The 16,440-nt window shown below is 60.7% G+C and carries 13 protein-coding genes; 10 read left to right on the forward strand and 3 right to left on the reverse strand.

What is annotated here, in order from left to right:
* Nucleotides 1-112 precede the first annotated feature (112 nt).
* The 10 genes from recD2 to C4N22_RS11720 all read left to right on the forward strand — a co-directional run bounded on the left by recD2 (nucleotide 113) and on the right by C4N22_RS11720 (nucleotide 12,769).
* The gene (gene recD2, locus C4N22_RS11675; protein ID WP_112149093.1) at nucleotides 113-2,338 is read left to right on the forward strand and encodes an SF1B family DNA helicase RecD2; all 2,226 of its coding nucleotides are present in this window, start codon (nucleotides 113-115) and stop codon (nucleotides 2,336-2,338) included.
* A 100-nt stretch (nucleotides 2,339-2,438) separates the two neighbouring features.
* Nucleotides 2,439-3,464, forward strand: coding sequence for a rod shape-determining protein (locus tag C4N22_RS11680; protein WP_022256270.1), 1,026 nt, complete (start codon nucleotides 2,439-2,441; stop codon nucleotides 3,462-3,464).
* Between the two features lie 166 nt (nucleotides 3,465-3,630).
* The gene (locus C4N22_RS11685; RefSeq protein ID WP_022256269.1) at nucleotides 3,631-3,996 is read left to right on the forward strand and encodes an OadG family transporter subunit; all 366 of its coding nucleotides are present in this window, start codon (nucleotides 3,631-3,633) and stop codon (nucleotides 3,994-3,996) included.
* 15 nt (nucleotides 3,997-4,011) lie between these two features.
* Complete coding sequence (locus C4N22_RS11690) at nucleotides 4,012-5,220, forward strand: sodium ion-translocating decarboxylase subunit beta (protein WP_112149094.1); 1,209 nt, start codon at nucleotides 4,012-4,014, stop codon at nucleotides 5,218-5,220.
* A gap of 141 nt (nucleotides 5,221-5,361) precedes the next feature.
* Nucleotides 5,362-8,037, forward strand: a complete 2,676-nt coding sequence (locus tag C4N22_RS11695; protein ID WP_112149095.1) for an ATP-dependent helicase — start codon at nucleotides 5,362-5,364, stop codon at nucleotides 8,035-8,037.
* A 4-nt stretch (nucleotides 8,038-8,041) separates the two neighbouring features.
* Entirely contained in the window at nucleotides 8,042-8,824 is a 783-nt protein-coding gene (gene thyX / locus C4N22_RS11700) for an FAD-dependent thymidylate synthase (protein WP_112149096.1), read from the forward strand.
* Nucleotides 8,817-9,494 (forward strand): dTMP kinase, encoded by a 678-nt coding sequence (locus tag C4N22_RS11705; RefSeq protein ID WP_112149097.1) that lies wholly within the window; start codon nucleotides 8,817-8,819, stop codon nucleotides 9,492-9,494. Before thyX ends, C4N22_RS11705 begins: the two co-directional genes overlap by 8 nt.
* Nucleotides 9,495-9,516: 22 nt before the next feature.
* Nucleotides 9,517-10,335 carry a hypothetical protein gene (locus tag C4N22_RS11710; protein WP_112149098.1) on the forward strand — a complete coding sequence of 273 codons (819 nt, stop codon included), beginning with the start codon at nucleotides 9,517-9,519 and terminating at the stop codon, nucleotides 10,333-10,335.
* Nucleotides 10,336-10,345: 10 nt separating this feature from the next.
* Nucleotides 10,346-11,479 (forward strand): endolytic transglycosylase MltG, encoded by a 1,134-nt coding sequence (mltG, locus tag C4N22_RS11715; RefSeq protein WP_112149099.1) that lies wholly within the window; start codon nucleotides 10,346-10,348, stop codon nucleotides 11,477-11,479.
* A gap of 69 nt (nucleotides 11,480-11,548) precedes the next feature.
* On the forward strand, nucleotides 11,549-12,769 hold the full coding sequence (locus tag C4N22_RS11720; RefSeq protein ID WP_022256262.1) for a peptidase U32 family protein: 1,221 nt from the start codon (nucleotides 11,549-11,551) through the stop codon (nucleotides 12,767-12,769).
* Nucleotides 12,770-12,825: 56 nt separating this feature from the next.
* Here C4N22_RS11720 and C4N22_RS11725 read toward each other — a convergent pair whose 3' ends face one another.
* The 3 genes from C4N22_RS11725 to C4N22_RS11735 are packed head-to-tail and all read right to left on the reverse strand — an operon-like array spanning nucleotide 12,826 to nucleotide 16,377.
* Entirely contained in the window at nucleotides 12,826-13,590 is a 765-nt protein-coding gene (locus C4N22_RS11725; protein ID WP_112149100.1) for a copper homeostasis protein CutC, read from the reverse strand.
* Nucleotide 13,591: 1 nt separating this feature from the next.
* Nucleotides 13,592-15,094, reverse strand: coding sequence for a UDP-glucose--hexose-1-phosphate uridylyltransferase (gene galT / locus C4N22_RS11730; protein ID WP_112149101.1), 1,503 nt, complete (start codon nucleotides 15,092-15,094; stop codon nucleotides 13,592-13,594).
* On the reverse strand, nucleotides 15,091-16,377 hold the full coding sequence (locus C4N22_RS11735) for a galactokinase (protein WP_112149102.1): 1,287 nt from the start codon (nucleotides 16,375-16,377) through the stop codon (nucleotides 15,091-15,093). The genes galT and C4N22_RS11735 overlap by 4 nt, the downstream gene beginning before the upstream one ends.
* Nucleotides 16,378-16,440: the final 63 nt, after the last annotated feature.

Raw genomic sequence — 16,440 nt, forward strand, 5'->3', positions numbered from 1 at the left:
AATCAAGCCGTTCATCCTCCGGGGTGAGCGGCTTTTTGCTGTGCCGGATTTACAAATCGCCTCAAAAACGTTATACTATAAATAATTATGCCAGAAACAGGGAGGTGAGCCAATGGAGCAGGAGCTGGAACAACTGGAAGGCACCGTGGAGGACATCATTTATGAAAACACGGACAACGGCTATACGGTGTTCGAGGTATCCGGCGGCGGTGTCATGACCGTGGTCTGCGGCGTGGTAGGTGAGCTGCACGCGGGCGAGACGGTCATCTGCCGGGGCAAATATGAGAACCATGCCACCTATGGCCGCCAGTTCCATGCGCAGGAGTGCGAGACGGACATGCCCAAGGATCTGGAAGCCGTGTATGCGTTCCTGGCCAGCCGCTCACTGCCTTATATCGGTGCCCGGACGGCGGACAAGATCCTTGATAAATTCGGTGCCCAGGCGCTGGAAATCATCGCCAATGACCCGGCCCAGCTCACCACGATCCCAGGCATCTCGGCGGATAAGGCCGACCGCATCCAGCAGGAATTCAAGCGGATGTTCGGGATGCGAGAGCTCATCGCCTATCTGGCTCAGTTTGAGATCAGCCCCCGGCGGGCTATGGAGGTCTTCCGCACCTTTGGCCCCGGTGCCATGAACGCCATTGCCCAGAACCCCTATCTGCTCTGCGGGGAGCCGCTGCAGCTGGATTTCCGCCATGCGGACAGCATTGCTCAGTATTACCACATGGCAGGGGACTGCGCCCAGCGGCTGGAAGCTGCCCTCCTGCGCACCCTGCGCCACAACGCGGGCAACGGCCATACCTGCCTGCCTCGGAGCCAGCTGCTGGACACTGCCTCCAATTTCATCCACCAGCCGCCGGAAAAGCTGGCGTCTGCTCTGGACCGCTGCTTGCAGACCGAAGAGCTGCGGGTGAAACTGTACGAGGGCGTGCCCTATATCTACCTGCCAGACCTGCTGGACGCCGAGCAGGACATTGCCGACCGGCTGGCCATGCTGACCCGGCGGGGGAAGAATACCGCCCGTGATCTGGATAAAAACATCCAGATTTTGGAGCTGACACAGGGCTTTGCCTATGCACCGCTCCAGAAAGAGGCCATCCGCAAGGCCATGACCGAAAACTGTCTGGTGCTGACAGGCGGCCCCGGCACCGGCAAGACCACCACCGTGAACGCTATTTTGCAGCTGCTGGAAAATCAGGCCGAGCGGGTGGCCCTCTGCGCCCCTACCGGCCGTGCCGCCAAGCGGCTGAGTGAGCTGACGGGCCGCAAGGCTTCCACCATCCACCGCCTGCTGGAGGTGGACTACACAGGCGGCGTGGTCAGCTTTATCCACAACGATAAAAACCTCCTCAAGTGTGACGTGGTCATTCTGGATGAGATGAGCATGGTGGATGTCAAGCTGTTTCAGGCCCTTATTGCGGCGCTGCGGTACAGCTGCCGCGTCATCATGGTGGGCGACGCCGACCAGCTGCCCAGCGTGGGCCCGGGCAACATTCTGGGGGAGGTGGTCCGCTCCGGGCTGGTGCCCACCGTCTGCCTGAACGAGATCTTCCGGCAGGCCAGGCGGAGCCTCATTGTGGAGAACGCCCACCACATCATCTCCAACGAGCCGCTCCAAAAGGGCGGCAAGACGGACGATTTCTTCTTTCTGGAGGCGGACGGCGATGCCGCCCAGAAGCTGGTGTGTGATCTGGTCACCACCCGGCTGCCCCGCAGCTACGGGTTTGACCCCATCCGGGATATCCAGGTGCTCTGCCCTACCAAGCTGGGCCCCACCGGCACCCAGGCGCTGAATGTGGAGCTGCAGAACCTGCTCAACCCGGCCCAGAAAGGAAAGCCCCAGCTGCAGAGCGCGGCCCGGGTGTTCCGGGTAGGGGACAAAGTGATGCAGGTGCGCAACAATTATGAGATCGTCTGGCAGAGAGTCGGCGGGGAACAGGGTGTGGGTGCCTACAATGGCGATATCGGCATTGTGGAATCCATCAACACCCGTGACCGCTCGATGGTGGTTCGGATGGATGACCGCCGTCTGGTCTACCCGGCGGAGAACCTCAATGAGCTGGAGATCGCCTACGCGATCACGGTGCACAAGAGCCAGGGCAGTGAGTTCCCGGCTGTCATCCTGCCGGTGGCGCAGGTGCCGCCAAGGCTGTGTTACCGCAACCTGTTCTACACCGGTGTTACCCGCGCCCGCAAATTGTGCATCGTGGCCGGGCGGCGGGATGTCGTCAACCGGATGATGAGCAATGTGCGCCAGAACCTGCGGTACAGCGGCCTTGCCAAACTGTTGGAGGAAGCCCTGCCGCCGGAGCAAGTTACAGTGGAAAAAGCGTAAGCACTATGTTATACTATAAGATGATTTGATTTCCCGGCCCGCGAGGGCGTTTTGATACAGAAAAAGGATTTTTGGGGACGAGAGAAAGGACTTTTGGATTATGGCACAGACAGATATCGGCATTGACCTTGGTACTACCACCATCATCATTGCGCAGGCAGGGCAGGGCGTTGTGCTCAACCAGCCCAGCGTGGTGGCCGTGGATACCCGCAAGAACTCCGTGTTGGAGGTGGGCGACAAGGCACTGGCTATGGTGGGCCGCACGCCCAACTATATTTCCGCGATTTTCCCGCTGAAAGACGGCGTCATCAGTGACCACACCATGACCCGTGAGCTCATCTGCCGCTTCGTCAATCAGGTGTACAGCTCCCACATGGTCAAGCCCCGGGTGGCGGTCTGCGTGCCGGCGGCCATCACCGGCATTGAGAGCGACGCCGTGGTGGAGGCGGTCGTGGCCGCCGGTGCCCGGCAGGTCTACCTCATTGATGAGCCCATTGCCGCGGCCCTCGGCTCCGGCATCGACATTACCGTGCCCGATGGCCGGATGATCATTGATATCGGCGGAGGGACCACGGATATCGCGGTGCTGTCGCTGGGCGGCAAGGTCAAGGCCACCAGTGTCCGGGTGGCGGGCAACCACTACGACGACGAGATCCTGAAGCATGTCCGCAGCAAGTTCAGCATTGCCATTGGCCAGCGCACGGCTGAGGAACTGAAAAAGCATGTGGCCTGCTGCCCCCAGAAAGCGGATTTCAACGAGACGATGGAGGTCAAGGGCCGCAGCCTGCTCACCGGCCTGCCCGTCCGTGTCAACGTTTCCACCAGCGACCTGTACGAGCCGGTCATGATGCTGAGCGAGCAGATCGGCACGGCAGCCCATCAGGTGCTGGAGAAGACCCCGCCCGAGCTGGCCGGTGATATCTACCGCAACGGTGTGGTGCTGACAGGCGGCGGTGCCCAGCTGCACGGCCTGACCGAGTACCTGAGCCAGGAGCTGAAAGTGGAAGTGACCGTCTCGCCCGACCCCGTCAACTGCGTGGCACTGGGCACGGCCATGAGCCTTGGCATCGGCGATAAACTGGAGACCGGTTTTACCGATGCAACGCCCCGGATCGGCCGCCGCTGAGAGCCGCTGAGATTGGACAAGATCTTAACAATCCCTTAATATTGAGCATGATTTTTGTTCATAGTTGTTGAATCGGCCCGGAAAATAATGTATAATAAGTTCAAATCGCTTTTGTGATCCGGTTGGCTCCGGAGGACAAAAATACAAACAAAATAGGAGGAAGACCATGGATTTAGGTTTTGATGTGGTCGTGACTATCACCGGTATCGTTCTGGTGTTCGCGATCCTCGTGCTGCTAATGGCCATCATCACGCTGGAGGGCAAGATCTTTGACGCCATGAATGGCAAAAAGGCTGCTGCCAAGGCCGCTCCCAAGGCAGCTGCAAAGCCTGCAGCGCCTGCCGCAAAGCCCGCTGCCGCACAGGCTCCTGCTGCACCCCAGGTGGAGCAGGGCATCCCCGCCGATGTTGTGGCCGCCATTATGGCTGCCATCTACTCGATGGGCAACGGCAAGTATGTGCTCAAGGCAGTGCGCCGCGGCAAAAACGGCTGGGGCAAGGCTGGTGTCAACGACACCACCGCACCTTTTTAACACGGGAGGAAAAATATGACACAGTTTATCAATACTCTGGTCGGTATTTTCCAGAGCTCCGGTTTCGCGCGGTTCGGCGAGCCGGGCGGCTGGCTGTACGCGGTGATGATCTGCGTGGGCTGCTTTTTGCTCTACCTGGCCATTGTCAAAGAGTTTGAGCCTCTGATCCTGCTGCCCATGGCATTTGGCATGATCCTGGCAAACCTGCCCGGCAGCGGCGTGATCCACATGCAGTATTTCGTCGGTGACGGCCTCGAGCACCCGATGTGGGTCGAGATCCTGAACAACGGCGGCCTGGCCGATATGCTCTACATGGGCGTCAAGCTGGGCATCTACCCGCCGCTGATCTTCCTGGGCATCGGCACCATGACCGACTTTGCCCCGCTGATCTCCAACCCCAAGAGCCTGCTGCTGGGCGCTGCCGCTCAGTTCGGTATCTTTGGTACTTACATGGGCGCCCGCCTGCTGGCTGCTACCGGCCTGGTGGACTTCACCCAGAAGCAGTCCGCTGCCATCGCCATCATCGGCGGTGCAGACGGCCCTACCGCCATCTTCGTCACCTCCCGTCTGGCTCCGGAGCTGCTGGGCTCCATCGCCGTGGCAGCGTACAGCTACATGGCTCTGGTGCCCGTGATCCAGCCGCCCATCATGAAAGCGCTGACCACCAAGAAAGAGCGTACTGTCGTGATGAAGCAGCTGCGCTCCGTGACCAAGACCGAGAGAATCATCTTCCCCATCATGGTCGCCATCATCGTTTCCCTCATCGTGCCGGATGCCGCCGTTCTGGTCGGTATGCTGATGCTGGGCAACCTGATGAAAGAGTGCGGCGTTGTCGATCGTATCCAGAAGACCGCTGGTAATGAGCTGATGAACATTATCACCATCTTCCTGGCACTGTCTGTCGGCTGCACCACCTCCGCCAACACGTTCCTCAACTCCCGCACCCTGTTCATCATCGTGCTGGGCCTGATTGCTTTCTCGTTTGGTACCGCTGCAGGTGTCCTGTGCGGCAAGGTGATGTACGCCCTCACCGGCGGCCAGGTCAACCCGCTGATCGGTTCCGCAGGCGTTTCCGCCGTGCCTATGGCTGCCCGCGTTTCTCAGAAAGTGGGCCAGAGCGAGAACCCCTCCAACTTCCTGCTGATGCACGCCATGGGCCCCAACGTGGCCGGCGTGATCGGCTCTGCCGTTGCTGCTGGTATCCTCATCAACATCTTCGGTTAAGAGCTTCCTGAAAAAATATTTTCCGCCTACCCATGGCAGCGCTGTGGGTGGGCGTTTTTTGTGCCCAAAGCACTGTCAAACCAGGCACTTTTGTGTTATACTATATCTTGTATGATTCTGATGAAATGAACAGGTGAAACCATGGCAACCAATCTTCAACAGGAATTTTGTAAACTGCGCGATACCTACATTGAAAAGCAGTTTGGCCGCCTGAACGAGATGCAGCGCGCGGCGGTGTTTACCACCAGCGGCCCGCTGCTGATCCTGGCAGGCGCAGGCAGCGGCAAGACCACGGTGCTGGTCAACCGCATTGCAAACCTCATCCGGTTTGGCTCGGCCCACGGCTCCAGCTGGACGCCCCGTGAGGTAACGGAGGATGATGTAAAAGCCCTGCGCACCGCCCTTATGACGGGCACGGATGCCCCCGGCTGGCTGGACGGGATGCTCCGCAAGGACGCGGTCCACAGCTGGAACGTGATGGCCATTACCTTTACCAACAAGGCGGCAGGCGAGCTGAAAGAGCGCCTGCGCAATATGCTGGGCGGGGAAGAGGGCGATGAGGTGTTTGCCTCCACGTTCCACTCCGCCTGTGTCCGCATCCTCCGCCGCTGGGCCGAGGAGATCGGCTATCCCCGCAGTTTTACCATTTACGACACGGACGACTCCCAGCGGGTGATGAAGACCGTGTACAAAGAGCTGAGCGTGGACGATAAGTTCTTCCCGGTCAAGAGCGCCATCAACCAGATGAGCCGCTGGAAAGACCAGCTCGTCAGCCCGGCCGAAGCACTGCAGACCCCGGCAAAGGACACCAAAGGCACTCTGGCGGCCCGCGTTTATGCCGCCTATGAAAAGAAACTGAAAGAGGCCGGCGCGTTCGACTTTGACGATCTGATTTATCAGACCGTCCAGCTGCTGGCCGAGCACAAAGAGGTGCGGGACTTCTACCAGAACAAATACCGTTACCTGCTGGTGGACGAGTATCAGGACACCAGTGTGGCACAGTTCCGCCTTGTCAGCCTGCTCACCGGCCCGGAGAAGAACATCTGCGTTGTCGGCGACGATGACCAGAGCATTTACCGTTTCCGGGGGGCTACCATTGAGAACATCCTCAACTTTGAGCGCGTTTACCCGGGCACCAAGACCATCCGGCTGGAGCAGAATTACCGCTCCACTTCCAACATCCTCAACGCCGCCAACTGCGTCATCCAGCACAACACGGAGCGCAAGGGGAAGACCCTTTGGACCCAAAACGGTGAGGGCGACAAAGTGCAGGTCTACACGGCAGAGAACGAGCAGGACGAGGCCAGCCACATCGCGGACATCATCGGCCAGCACCTGCGGGCGGGCGGCCATCTGGCCGACCACGCCGTGCTCTACCGGATGAACGCCCAGTCGGCCCCGCTGGAAAGCTACTTCACCCGCGCGGGCATCCCGCACAAGATCGTGGGAGGCCAGCGGTTCAACGACCGCAAAGAGGTCAAGGACATCCACTCCTACATGTCCATTGTGGCCAATCCTCGGGATGATGTGCGTCTCCGCCGCATTATCAACGAGCCTGCCCGTAAAATTGGTGCGACCACCATTGACGTCATCGCTGACCTGGCCGGGCAGGAGGGCGTGAGCATGTTGGAGATCATCCGCCATGCGGACCAGTACGCGAAGCTCAGCCGGGCCATTGCACCACTGTATAAGTTCTATCAGATCTATGAGCGGTTACAGGACTCGCTGGAGAATAAGACGCTGGACGAGTTTGCCAGCGACGTGATTGAGATCACCGGCTACAAGGCGATGCTGGAAGCCGATGCCGCCAAGGGCCACGAGGACGCGGCAGACCGCCTGCAGAACCTGGGCCAGCTGGTCAACAACGTGAAAAACTACTGTGACCAGCAGGGCGAGGAGGCCTCGCTGGAGGGCTATCTGGAAGATATCGCCCTCATCAGCGACATTGACAACTACAACGAGAGTGCCGACCAGGTGGTGCTGATGACCATTCACTCGGCCAAGGGCCTGGAGTTTCCGTATGTATTCCTGATCGGCATGGAAGAGGGCGTCTTCCCCAGTGAGATGAGTAAATACTCGGAGGCTGATCTGGAAGAGGAACGCCGCCTGGCCTACGTCGGCATCACCCGTGCCAAGAAAGAGCTGTACATCTCCAACAGCGTCACCCGGATGTTGTATGGTCGCACCCAGCGCAATGAGCCCAGCCGCTTTTTGCGGGAGATCGAGCCGGAGTATCTGGAAGAGACCCGCAGCCCGGTGCTGGAACAGCGCAGCCGTCTGGGCGGCTGGGGCAGCAGCTACAGCGACACGGTGCCCGGCGGTGCCTCCGGTTATTCCGGGGCTTCGGGCTGGGGCCGCGGTTCGTCTTCTTACGGCAGCTACGGTGGCAGTACAGGCTATGGAAACCGTTCCGGCTACCTGAACCGGGAGTACAACGCCGGGGAGAGCCGGGGCTTTGGTTCCGGCTACGCCGGGCGGGGGAGTTCTTCAAGCGGTTACGGCAGCAGTTATGGCTCCCATAGCGGCAGCGTGGGCGGTCCGGGCGGCTTTGGCAGCGGCTACAGCCGCCCGGCAGTACCCAAAACACCTGCAAAGCAAATCAACTTTACAGGCACGCCTACTGCAAAAATAAACGCAAACACGAAAAAACACTACGAGCCCGGCGATGTGGTGGAGCACAAAGTCTTCGGGCGAGGCACGGTGGTGGCGGTCAAGCCTGCTGCCGGGGACCAGATCGTGGAGATTCGTTTTGAAAAGGTCGGCATCAAAAAGACCATGGCAAACTTTGCGCCGCTGACCAAGATTACGGAGGAATGAGAGTATGATGACCGTTCGATTGATCGCCCACACCCCGGAGCCGGAAAAGGTGGTGGCCGCAGCGGCCAAGCTCTGCTACTCTGATGCCCATATCACCGACCTGCTGGACGGGCTGGACGAGGAAAAGACCGCCCGTTTCCTGACCATGCTCAGTGACTTGGGCCACGCAAGCCCCATTGAGCACGCCAGCTTTACCTTTGGCATTGAGGGAGTCAGCCGCACCCTGCTGGCACAGATCACCCGGCACCGCATTGCGTCGTTCAGCGTCCAGAGCCAGCGGTATGTCCGGCTGGACGATTTCCGCTATGTCATCCCGCCCGAGATCGAGGCCATCCCCGAGGCAAAGGCAGCGTTCATCGAGAGTATGAACGAGGACGCCCAGCGGTATCTTGATCTCGTGCAGAAGCTGGAGGACGGCCACACCGCCCGCCTCATGGCCGAGGGAATGCCTGAGAAGCAGGCCCGTGCTAAGGCCTCCAAGCAGGCCAACGAGGACGCCCGCTTTGTGCTGCCCAACGCCTGCGAGACGAAAATGGTAGTAACGATGAACGCCCGCAGCTTGCAGAACTTCTTCCACCTGCGGTGTTGCAGCCGTGCCCAGTGGGAGATCCGGGCACTGGCCGAAGAGATGCTCCGGCTGGTCTACCCGGTGGCACCCCATATCTTTGCCAAGGCGGGCCCGGCCTGCGTTTCCGGCCCCTGCCCGGAGGGAAAAATGTGCTGTGGCCGCACGGCGGAAGTCCGTGCCCGGTATGCCGCGCTGAAAGGGGAACCGCAGAATGGTTGATGCAAAAAAAGGCACCCTCATCGTGCTGGAAGGACTGGACGGCAGCGGCAAGGCGACTCAGGCTAAACTGCTGGCCCAACACCTGAAAGAAGCAGGCAAAAATGTCCAGGAGATCACATTCCCGGATTATGCCAGCGATTCCAGCGCCCTGGTCAAGATGTATCTGGCCGGACAATTTGGGGACAAGCCCGATGATGTGAACGCCTACGCGGCGTCAAGCTTCTATGCAGTAGACCGCTACGCCAGTTACAAAACCAGCTGGGGCAGCTTTTACGAGGCGGGCGGCGTCATCATTGCGGACCGCTACACCACATCGAATGCCGTACACCAGTGCTCCAAGCTCCCGCCGGAGCAGTGGGAGAGTTTTTTGCAGTGGCTGTTTGATTATGAGTTCCGGCTGCTGGGACTGCCTGCCCCGGATGAAGTCATCTACCTGCAGGTAGACCCCGCCGTGAGCCAGAAGCTGATGACGGGCCGCTACCATGGCGACGAGAGCAAAAAAGACGTCCACGAAAAAGACGTGGAGTACCTGGCCCGGAGCCGGAACGCGGCGGAATTCTGCGCGGCCCATCTGGGCTGGGAGACTGTCCACTGCACCCAGGGCGATGCCATGCGGAGCATCGAGGACATCCAGAGCGAAGTGCGGAAATTGGCCCAGCGGGTTATTTGAGAATAAAGGAGGCATCCTATTCATGTATCGTTTGATGCAGCCGTCGGATCGTGCGGCGGTGGTGGCACTCTGGCAGAAAGAGCGGGGGGATACGGCGGAGTTTATCAACACCGCCATGGACCGTTTTGCCGGGGAACAGAATGTTTACGTGGCCGAAGAAAACGGCCAGATCGAGGCTGCGGCATTGGCGGTGCCGGTCACGCTGCAGGGCCGCCCGGGCAATTACCTGTTTGGCCTGTGCGGGCAGGGCAACCTGATTTTGGCGGGTTTGGTGGATACTCTCTGCGCCCAGCAGAAGCTGCGGGGCGCGGGCTTTACGGTGGCCGCGCCCACCAGCCCGGAGCGGGCAGCGCTGCTGCAGGATAAGGGGTTCCAGAAAGCTTTTGCCCTCCGCTGCCTGCCCCGGGAAGTGGAGCGCAACCTGTGGAGCCAGGCTGAGTTTGACTCGGTGACCGCCAAAAAGCTCTGCGAGCTGCGGGAGCGCTTCTGGCCGGATACGGTCATGCTGACGCCGGAGAAGATGGCCGTGGTGCTGGGAGACCTGTACTCCCGCGGTGCCACCATCGTGTCCAGTGAGCAGGGCTACGGCATCTATTTCCGCAAGGAGGATACTCTCTATTTTGTGGAGCTGATGGCCGAGGATGACCGCTCTGCCGAGAAACTGATGGAAGCGGCCCGGGAGAAAGAGGTCATCGTGGAAAAAGCTGTTATCACGGTGGGTGCTGCCCAGAACCTGTTCCTGGGCGAGGGCACCCGGCAGGACTACGGCATGATCCGCTTTGAGGGCGAACCCTTTGATGTGAGCGAGAGCTACATGCGGTTGATGCTGGAAAACGGTTAAAGGAGTGGGTATGGCACACAAAAATTCCCACAGTGCTCCCCGCAAAAAGGGCGGGGCACTGAAAATAGTTCTGGTGCTGCTGGTACTGCTGCTCGTGGTCGCGGGCGGCGGTGTCTGGATGGCAAAGCGGGAGATCGACGGCGGCACGCCGGGCGAGAAAGTCCCCGTGAGCATCCAGCAGGGCAGCGGCGTGGGTACCATTGCCAACGCGCTGAAAGAGGCGGGGGTGATCAAATTCCCGCGCCTGTTCCGCTGGTATGTGGGCAAACAGGGAGCTGCCGCAAAATTGCAGTACGGCGAGTTTACGCTTGCACCCGGCAGCTCCTACAACGACCTGATCGAGGTGTTGTCGGAGTATGCCAAGGCCGAGAGCGTCCGCCTGACGTTCCCCGAGGGTACCACCGCCATCGCCATGGCCCGGAAGATGGAGGATGCCGGCCTCTGCACGGCTGAGGAATTCCTGAAAGAGGCCAACAACGGCGATTTCAGTGAATATAAGTTCTGGCAGTATGTCCCGGACGACAAGGACGCCCCGGACCGCTTTTTGAAGTGCGAGGGCTATCTCTTCCCGGATACCTACGAGTTTTTGAAAGATGACACCGTCCACCATTATGTGGCCACGTTCTACGCCCACTTTGACAAGCAGATCACCGACGCCATGTACAAGCAGCTGGACGAGCAGGGGATGACCCTGCCGGAGCTGATCACGCTGGCATCGTTCGTGCAGGAGGAAGCGGGCAACGACCAGGACGATAATGTGGCCCAGGTGTTCCGCAACCGGCTGGCGGAGGGTTCGCCCTACCCCAAGCTGCAGAGCAACGCCTCCAGCCATGTCCAGAGCGATGCCGACAACAACTATCTGTGGAACTGGGTGGCCCCCTATTACGGCGGGTGGGACAGCATCCCGGCCAATATCCGGGACGCCTACGACACCTACAACTGCACCGGCCTCCCGGCGGGCCCCATCTCCAACCCCGGCCTTGCGGCCATCCGGGCGGCGCTGAACCCTCAGTGTGACCCGGAAGTCAAGGACTGCTATTTCTTTGTGACAGACCAGAGCGGTCATTATTACTACGCCAAGACCTACGCGGACCACCAGAAAAACTGCGCCGAGGCCGACAGCGTGAATCAAAGCCTGAAGTAAATGCAATAAGCTCCCCGGCAAGGGGAGCTTATTGTGTGAACCAGAACGATAAAAAGAGAGGATAACGTTATGTTGCAGATCCCGGAACTGCTGGCCCCGGCGGGCGATTTGGAGCGCCTGCGGTACGCCATCAACTACGGCGCGGACGCTGTGTATTGCAGCCTGCCTGAATTTGGAATGCGCTCGGCTCCGGCCAACTTTACGCCGGAGCAGCTGGCGGAGGGCGTCATCTATGCCCACGCCCGCGGTCGCAAGGTCTACCTGACCATGAACACCCTGCCCACCAATGAGGAGGCCGACCGCCTGCCCGAGGCCATCAAGTCCGCCGCGGAGGCGGGCGTGGATGCCTTTATTGTGGCTGACCTGGGTGTGCTGGACGCCTGCAAGCACTTTGCCCCGGACATTGATGTCCACATGTCCACCCAGACGGGCATCACCAACTGGGCTGCTGCCCGCGCTGCCTACAACATGGGTGCCAAGCGGGTGGTGCTGGCCCGGGAGATGACCCTGCAGGACATTGCTACCCTGCGGGACAAGACCCCGCCGGAACTGGAAATTGAGGCCTTTGTCCATGGTGCCATGTGCATGAGCGTCTCGGGCCGGTGCCTGCTCTCTAATTACATGGCAGGCCGTGACGCCAACCGAGGGCAGTGTGCCCAGCCCTGCCGCTGGAAGTACTATCTCAGCGAGGAGACCCGCCCCGGCCAGCTGTATGAGATCGGCGAGAACGAGAACGGCAGCTACATCCTCAACGCCAATGATCTGTGCACCGCCCCGTTCCTGGACCTTATCTGCAAGGCGGGTGTGGACAGCCTGAAGATCGAAGGCCGCGCCAAGACGTTCTACTATGTGGCCAGCGTGACCGCTGCTTACCGCAAGGCGCTGGACCAGTACCTTGCCGACCCGCTCAACGATGATTTCGCTCTGCCGGAGCAGGTGCTGGAGGAGCTGACCCGCACCAGCCACCGCCACTATTCGCCCGGCTTCTATTTTGGCCGGGAGCAGGCCCGTCAGGCCACCGACAGCGCCACCTACATCCGCGAGTGGGAGTTTGTGGGCACGGTGGACGGCTGGGAGAATGGCATTGCCAGCTGCCAACAGCGGGGCAAGTGGAGCCTGGGAGATACGCTGGAAGCCCTCTGCCCGGATGGCCGGAGCATTCCGCTGACCCCGGAGTGGATCAAAAACGAGGCCGGGGAGGCCATGGAGTCCACCCCGCACGCGATGGAAAAATACACCATCCCCACCCCGCAGCTGCCTCCCATGAGCCTGCTTCGCCGGAAAGTCTGAGATTATTATACGGATCTACACAAAAAGAAGCTCTCCTGCACGGAGAGCTTCTTTTCTTATGCAATCGTATCCAAAATCGTTCGTACTTCCCGGATGGTGGCTTCATCGGTCTGCCAGATGTCAAACTCGGAGAAGCCGGGCAGGCCCATGGGCACGCCCTCGCGGCGGAATATCATCCGGCTGTCAAGGACTTTTTTGCCCGAGAGATGGAACGCCCTGGCACCCGTCTGGGCGGCAAGGTCCGGGAGGTTGGCGGGGCCGACGCCAGCACCCACCAGGATCTCAATGTCATTCCCGGCGGCCTGCACCAGCTGGTGGAGCAGGGACGCTCCCTGCGGGGCACTGGCTGCCTGCCCACTGGTCAGGATGGTGGCAAGCTGCAGCTCTTTGGCAGCTTCCAGCGCCGCAAACGGGGCCCGGCAGACATCAAAGGCGCGGTGCAGCGTGCAAGCTGCCGGGCGTCCGGCCTCCCGCGCGGCACGGCGGGCAGCGGCATAGATGGGCCGCAGCGCCGCTGTATCCAAATCTCCCTCCGGTGTCAGGGCACCGGTCACGATGCCGTCAGCCCCGGCGGCAACCAGCTCTGCGGCCAGCTGCTCCATCTGGGCCAGCTCATAGCGGTCGTAACAGAAATCGCCAAAACGGGGGCGGAGCAGTGCCCGCACGGGGAGGCCGGTTTCGGCCTTGACCTGCCGCACCAGCGCAAGGCTGGGGGTGGTGCCGCCCACAATGAGGTCGGCACAGAGTTCCAGCCGGTCCGCCCCGCCGCGTTTGGCTGCAAGGGCGCTGGCCGTGCTGTCAACACAGACTTCCAGGATCATCTTACACACTCTCCAGGAAGCGCACAAAGCCTGCACGGCCTGCCTCGTCCAGCTTGTAGACACCGGCATCGGCCAGCACCTGTGCGAACACATGGCCTACCTCGTCCTGCAAAATCAGGTGCACATTGTCGGCGTTCAACTCCGGGTGCTTTGCAAGGATCTCCTCTGCCCACGCAGCGTGCTTTTGCAGGGCTTCGGGGTACTCTGCGATGGGCAGGTGTGCCATCAGCACATCAGCAAGGTCGAACAGCTCCTGCTTCAGGCGGCTGGGCAGCACGGCCAGACCCATGACCTCGATCAGGCCGATGTTCTCTTTTTTGATGTGGTGGAGCTTGGCGTGGGGGTGGTAAACGCCCAGCGGATGCTCCGGGGTGGTGATGTTGTTGCGCAGCACCAAATCGAACTGGAACTTGCCGTCCCGCATCCGGGCAATGGGGGTGATGGTGTTGTGGGGTTCGCCGTCAGTCTCGGCGTAAACGAAGCACTGTTCGTCCGTGTAGCCGCGCCATGCTGTCAGAATTTTATCTGCCAGCTCCACCAGCCGGGCATCATCGGCGCAGGTGAGGCGGATGCAGCTCATGGGCCAGTGGACGATGCCCGCTTCCACATCCTCAAAGCCGGGGAAGACCCAGGGTTTCTCGATGGGGGCTTTGGCCATGGCGAATTCATAATGGCCGCCCTGGAAATGGTCGTGGCTCAGGATGCTGCCACCCACAATGGGCAGATCGGCGTTGCTGCCCACGAAATAGTGGGGGAAGAGGGCCACAAAGTCCAGCAGCTTGCGGAACGTGGCCCGCTCGATCTTCATGGGGGTGTGGTTGTTGTTGAAGACGATGCAGTGCTCATTGTAATAGACATAAGGGCTGTATTGCAGATTCCACGCACTGTCGTTGATGGTCAGCGGGATGATGCGGTGATTCTCGCGGGCGGGGTGGTTCATCCGGCCCGCGTAGCCCTCGTTCTCCACGCAGAGCTGGCACTTGGGGTAGGAGCTCTGGGGGGCCAGCTTGGCTGCTGCAATGGCTTTGGGGTCTTTTTCGGGCTTGGAGAGATTGATGGTGATATCCAGATCGCCGTAGGGGGTCTTGGTCACCCACTTGAGGTCCCGCTTGATGCGGTAACGGCGGATGTAGTCCGTATCCTGGCTGAACTGGTAGAACCAGTCGGTGGCGGCCTGCGGGCCCTCATTTTCGTACCGCTCCTCAAAGTTGGCGCGGACGATGCTGGGCCGGGGGGTGAGCACGCCCATGAGTTTGGTGTCAAACAGGTCGCGGGCCGTGGAGTTGTCCGCGCAGACACCGCGGGCGACGGCGTCGTCCAGCAGTGTTTTCAGGATGGATTCCAGGTCGGTGTAGCACACTTCGCCCTCAGGCGCGGTGAAGCTGTCCAGCTGCATGGTCATGAGCAGCTGGTTGCGGATGTAAATTTCATCGTCCGGCAGAATCAGGCCGGTGTCCAGGCCGTAGTTGACGAGCTGCTGGATGGCAGTAGAGATATCGCTCACAGGACTGCGCCTCCCTCCGGGCGGATGGAGAGGACATGGCAGCGGCCCTCACCCAAAATGGCCTCCATGTTGGCTTTGAACCCCGCCAGAAGCTCCACGGGCACAAAGGCCTGTACGGTGCCGGCAAAGCCGCCGCCGTGGACGCGGACAGCGCCCTTGCCGCCCAGGAAATGTTTGGCCGCCGCAATGGTCACGGCCACCTCCTGGTGCTCCTTGTAACCGGCGGGGATCACGTTCTGCAGGTACTCCCAGCTGCTCTGGCCGGATTCGCCCACCAGATTGAGGAATGTGGTAAAATCGCCCTCCCGCAGGGCAGTGACCTGTTTTGCCACCCGGTCATTGTCCGCATAGATATGGAACGCGCGGAGGACAGCCCGGTCGCCGCACTGTTTACGGCACTCCGGCAGCTTGGCGATAAACGTCTCAAAGGGAACATCCCGCAGCACCTCGCCGCCGCAGACAGCGGCCACGGCGCGGCACTCATTGGGGATGGCGGCATATTCGTCGGTCAGGTCGGCGTGGTCGGCACCGGAATCCAGGATGCAGAGGGCGAGGCCCGCCTGAGAGAAGTCCACGGGCACAGGTTCCACGATGGGCTTGGCGGGGTCGGCAAAATCAATGGTGATGATGTTGCCCACGCTGGAAGCCATCTGGTCCATCAGGCCGCAGGGCTTGCCAAAGTAGACATTCTCTGCCCACTGGCCGATCTGTGCAATGGCGATGGGGGAGACTTTCTCGGCCAGGAACAGATCGTTGAGGATGACACCGATCAGCACCTCAAAGGCGGCAGAGGACGAAACGCCGCTGCCCTTGGGCACGTTGGAAGAGATGTAGACGTCCAGGCCGGAGAGCTTGGCCCCCCGCTGGCGGAACGCCTCGCACTCGCCGCGCAGGATGGCGGCACTGGTGTTCTCCTCTTCCTTGCGGGCGGCCAGATCATTCAGGTCGATGACGCACAGGTCATAGCCCTCGCTCTGGACACGGAGCTGGCCCAGCGTGTTGGGACCTGCGGCGGCGATCATATCAATGTTGACGCTGCCCGCCAGCACTCGGCCATGCTGGTGGTCGGTGTGGTTGCCGCCGATCTCGGTACGGCCGGGGGCGCTGTACAGCCCTGCCTCAGCATGGGGACCAAACGTTGCTTCCAGCCCGTCCAGCACGGCCTCGTACCGGGCAGCCTGTGCGGGGGTCTGCTCGGGAGCGCAGCAGTAGAGCGCTGCCAGCCGGGCAGCGTGAGCCCCACCGGACAGCTCCTGCTTCCAAACGGAAATAGGCTTCATCATGGCGTGTTCCTCCTCTGAACAAATGGTGCAAATTGCAGCCGCAGCCCACAGAGCGGGCCGCGT

It is taken from the genome of Faecalibacterium prausnitzii (assembly GCF_003287495.1).
GTDB classification, from domain to species: Bacteria; Bacillota; Clostridia; order Oscillospirales; family Ruminococcaceae; genus Faecalibacterium; species Faecalibacterium prausnitzii_I.

What these genes read in the sequence shown, in the direction of transcription:
- thyX (WP_112149096.1), top strand. Translation starts at nt 8,042, where the DNA reads ATGATGACCGTTCGATTGATCGCCCACACCCCGGAGCCGGAAAAGGTG.
- C4N22_RS11705 (WP_112149097.1), top strand. Translation starts at nt 8,817, where the DNA reads ATGGTTGATGCAAAAAAAGGCACCCTCATCGTGCTGGAAGGACTGGAC.
- C4N22_RS11720 (WP_022256262.1), top strand. Translation starts at nt 11,549, where the DNA reads ATGTTGCAGATCCCGGAACTGCTGGCCCCGGCGGGCGATTTGGAGCGC.
- C4N22_RS11695 (WP_112149095.1), top strand. Translation starts at nt 5,362, where the DNA reads ATGGCAACCAATCTTCAACAGGAATTTTGTAAACTGCGCGATACCTAC.
- recD2 (WP_112149093.1), top strand. Translation starts at nt 113, where the DNA reads ATGGAGCAGGAGCTGGAACAACTGGAAGGCACCGTGGAGGACATCATT.
- C4N22_RS11685 (WP_022256269.1), top strand. Translation starts at nt 3,631, where the DNA reads ATGGATTTAGGTTTTGATGTGGTCGTGACTATCACCGGTATCGTTCTG.
- C4N22_RS11735 (WP_112149102.1), bottom strand. Translation starts at nt 16,377, where the DNA reads ATGATGAAGCCTATTTCCGTTTGGAAGCAGGAGCTGTCCGGTGGGGCT.
- C4N22_RS11680 (WP_022256270.1), top strand. Translation starts at nt 2,439, where the DNA reads ATGGCACAGACAGATATCGGCATTGACCTTGGTACTACCACCATCATC.
- C4N22_RS11725 (WP_112149100.1), bottom strand. Translation starts at nt 13,590, where the DNA reads ATGATCCTGGAAGTCTGTGTTGACAGCACGGCCAGCGCCCTTGCAGCC.
- C4N22_RS11690 (WP_112149094.1), top strand. Translation starts at nt 4,012, where the DNA reads ATGACACAGTTTATCAATACTCTGGTCGGTATTTTCCAGAGCTCCGGT.
- C4N22_RS11710 (WP_112149098.1), top strand. Translation starts at nt 9,517, where the DNA reads ATGTATCGTTTGATGCAGCCGTCGGATCGTGCGGCGGTGGTGGCACTC.
- mltG (WP_112149099.1), top strand. Translation starts at nt 10,346, where the DNA reads ATGGCACACAAAAATTCCCACAGTGCTCCCCGCAAAAAGGGCGGGGCA.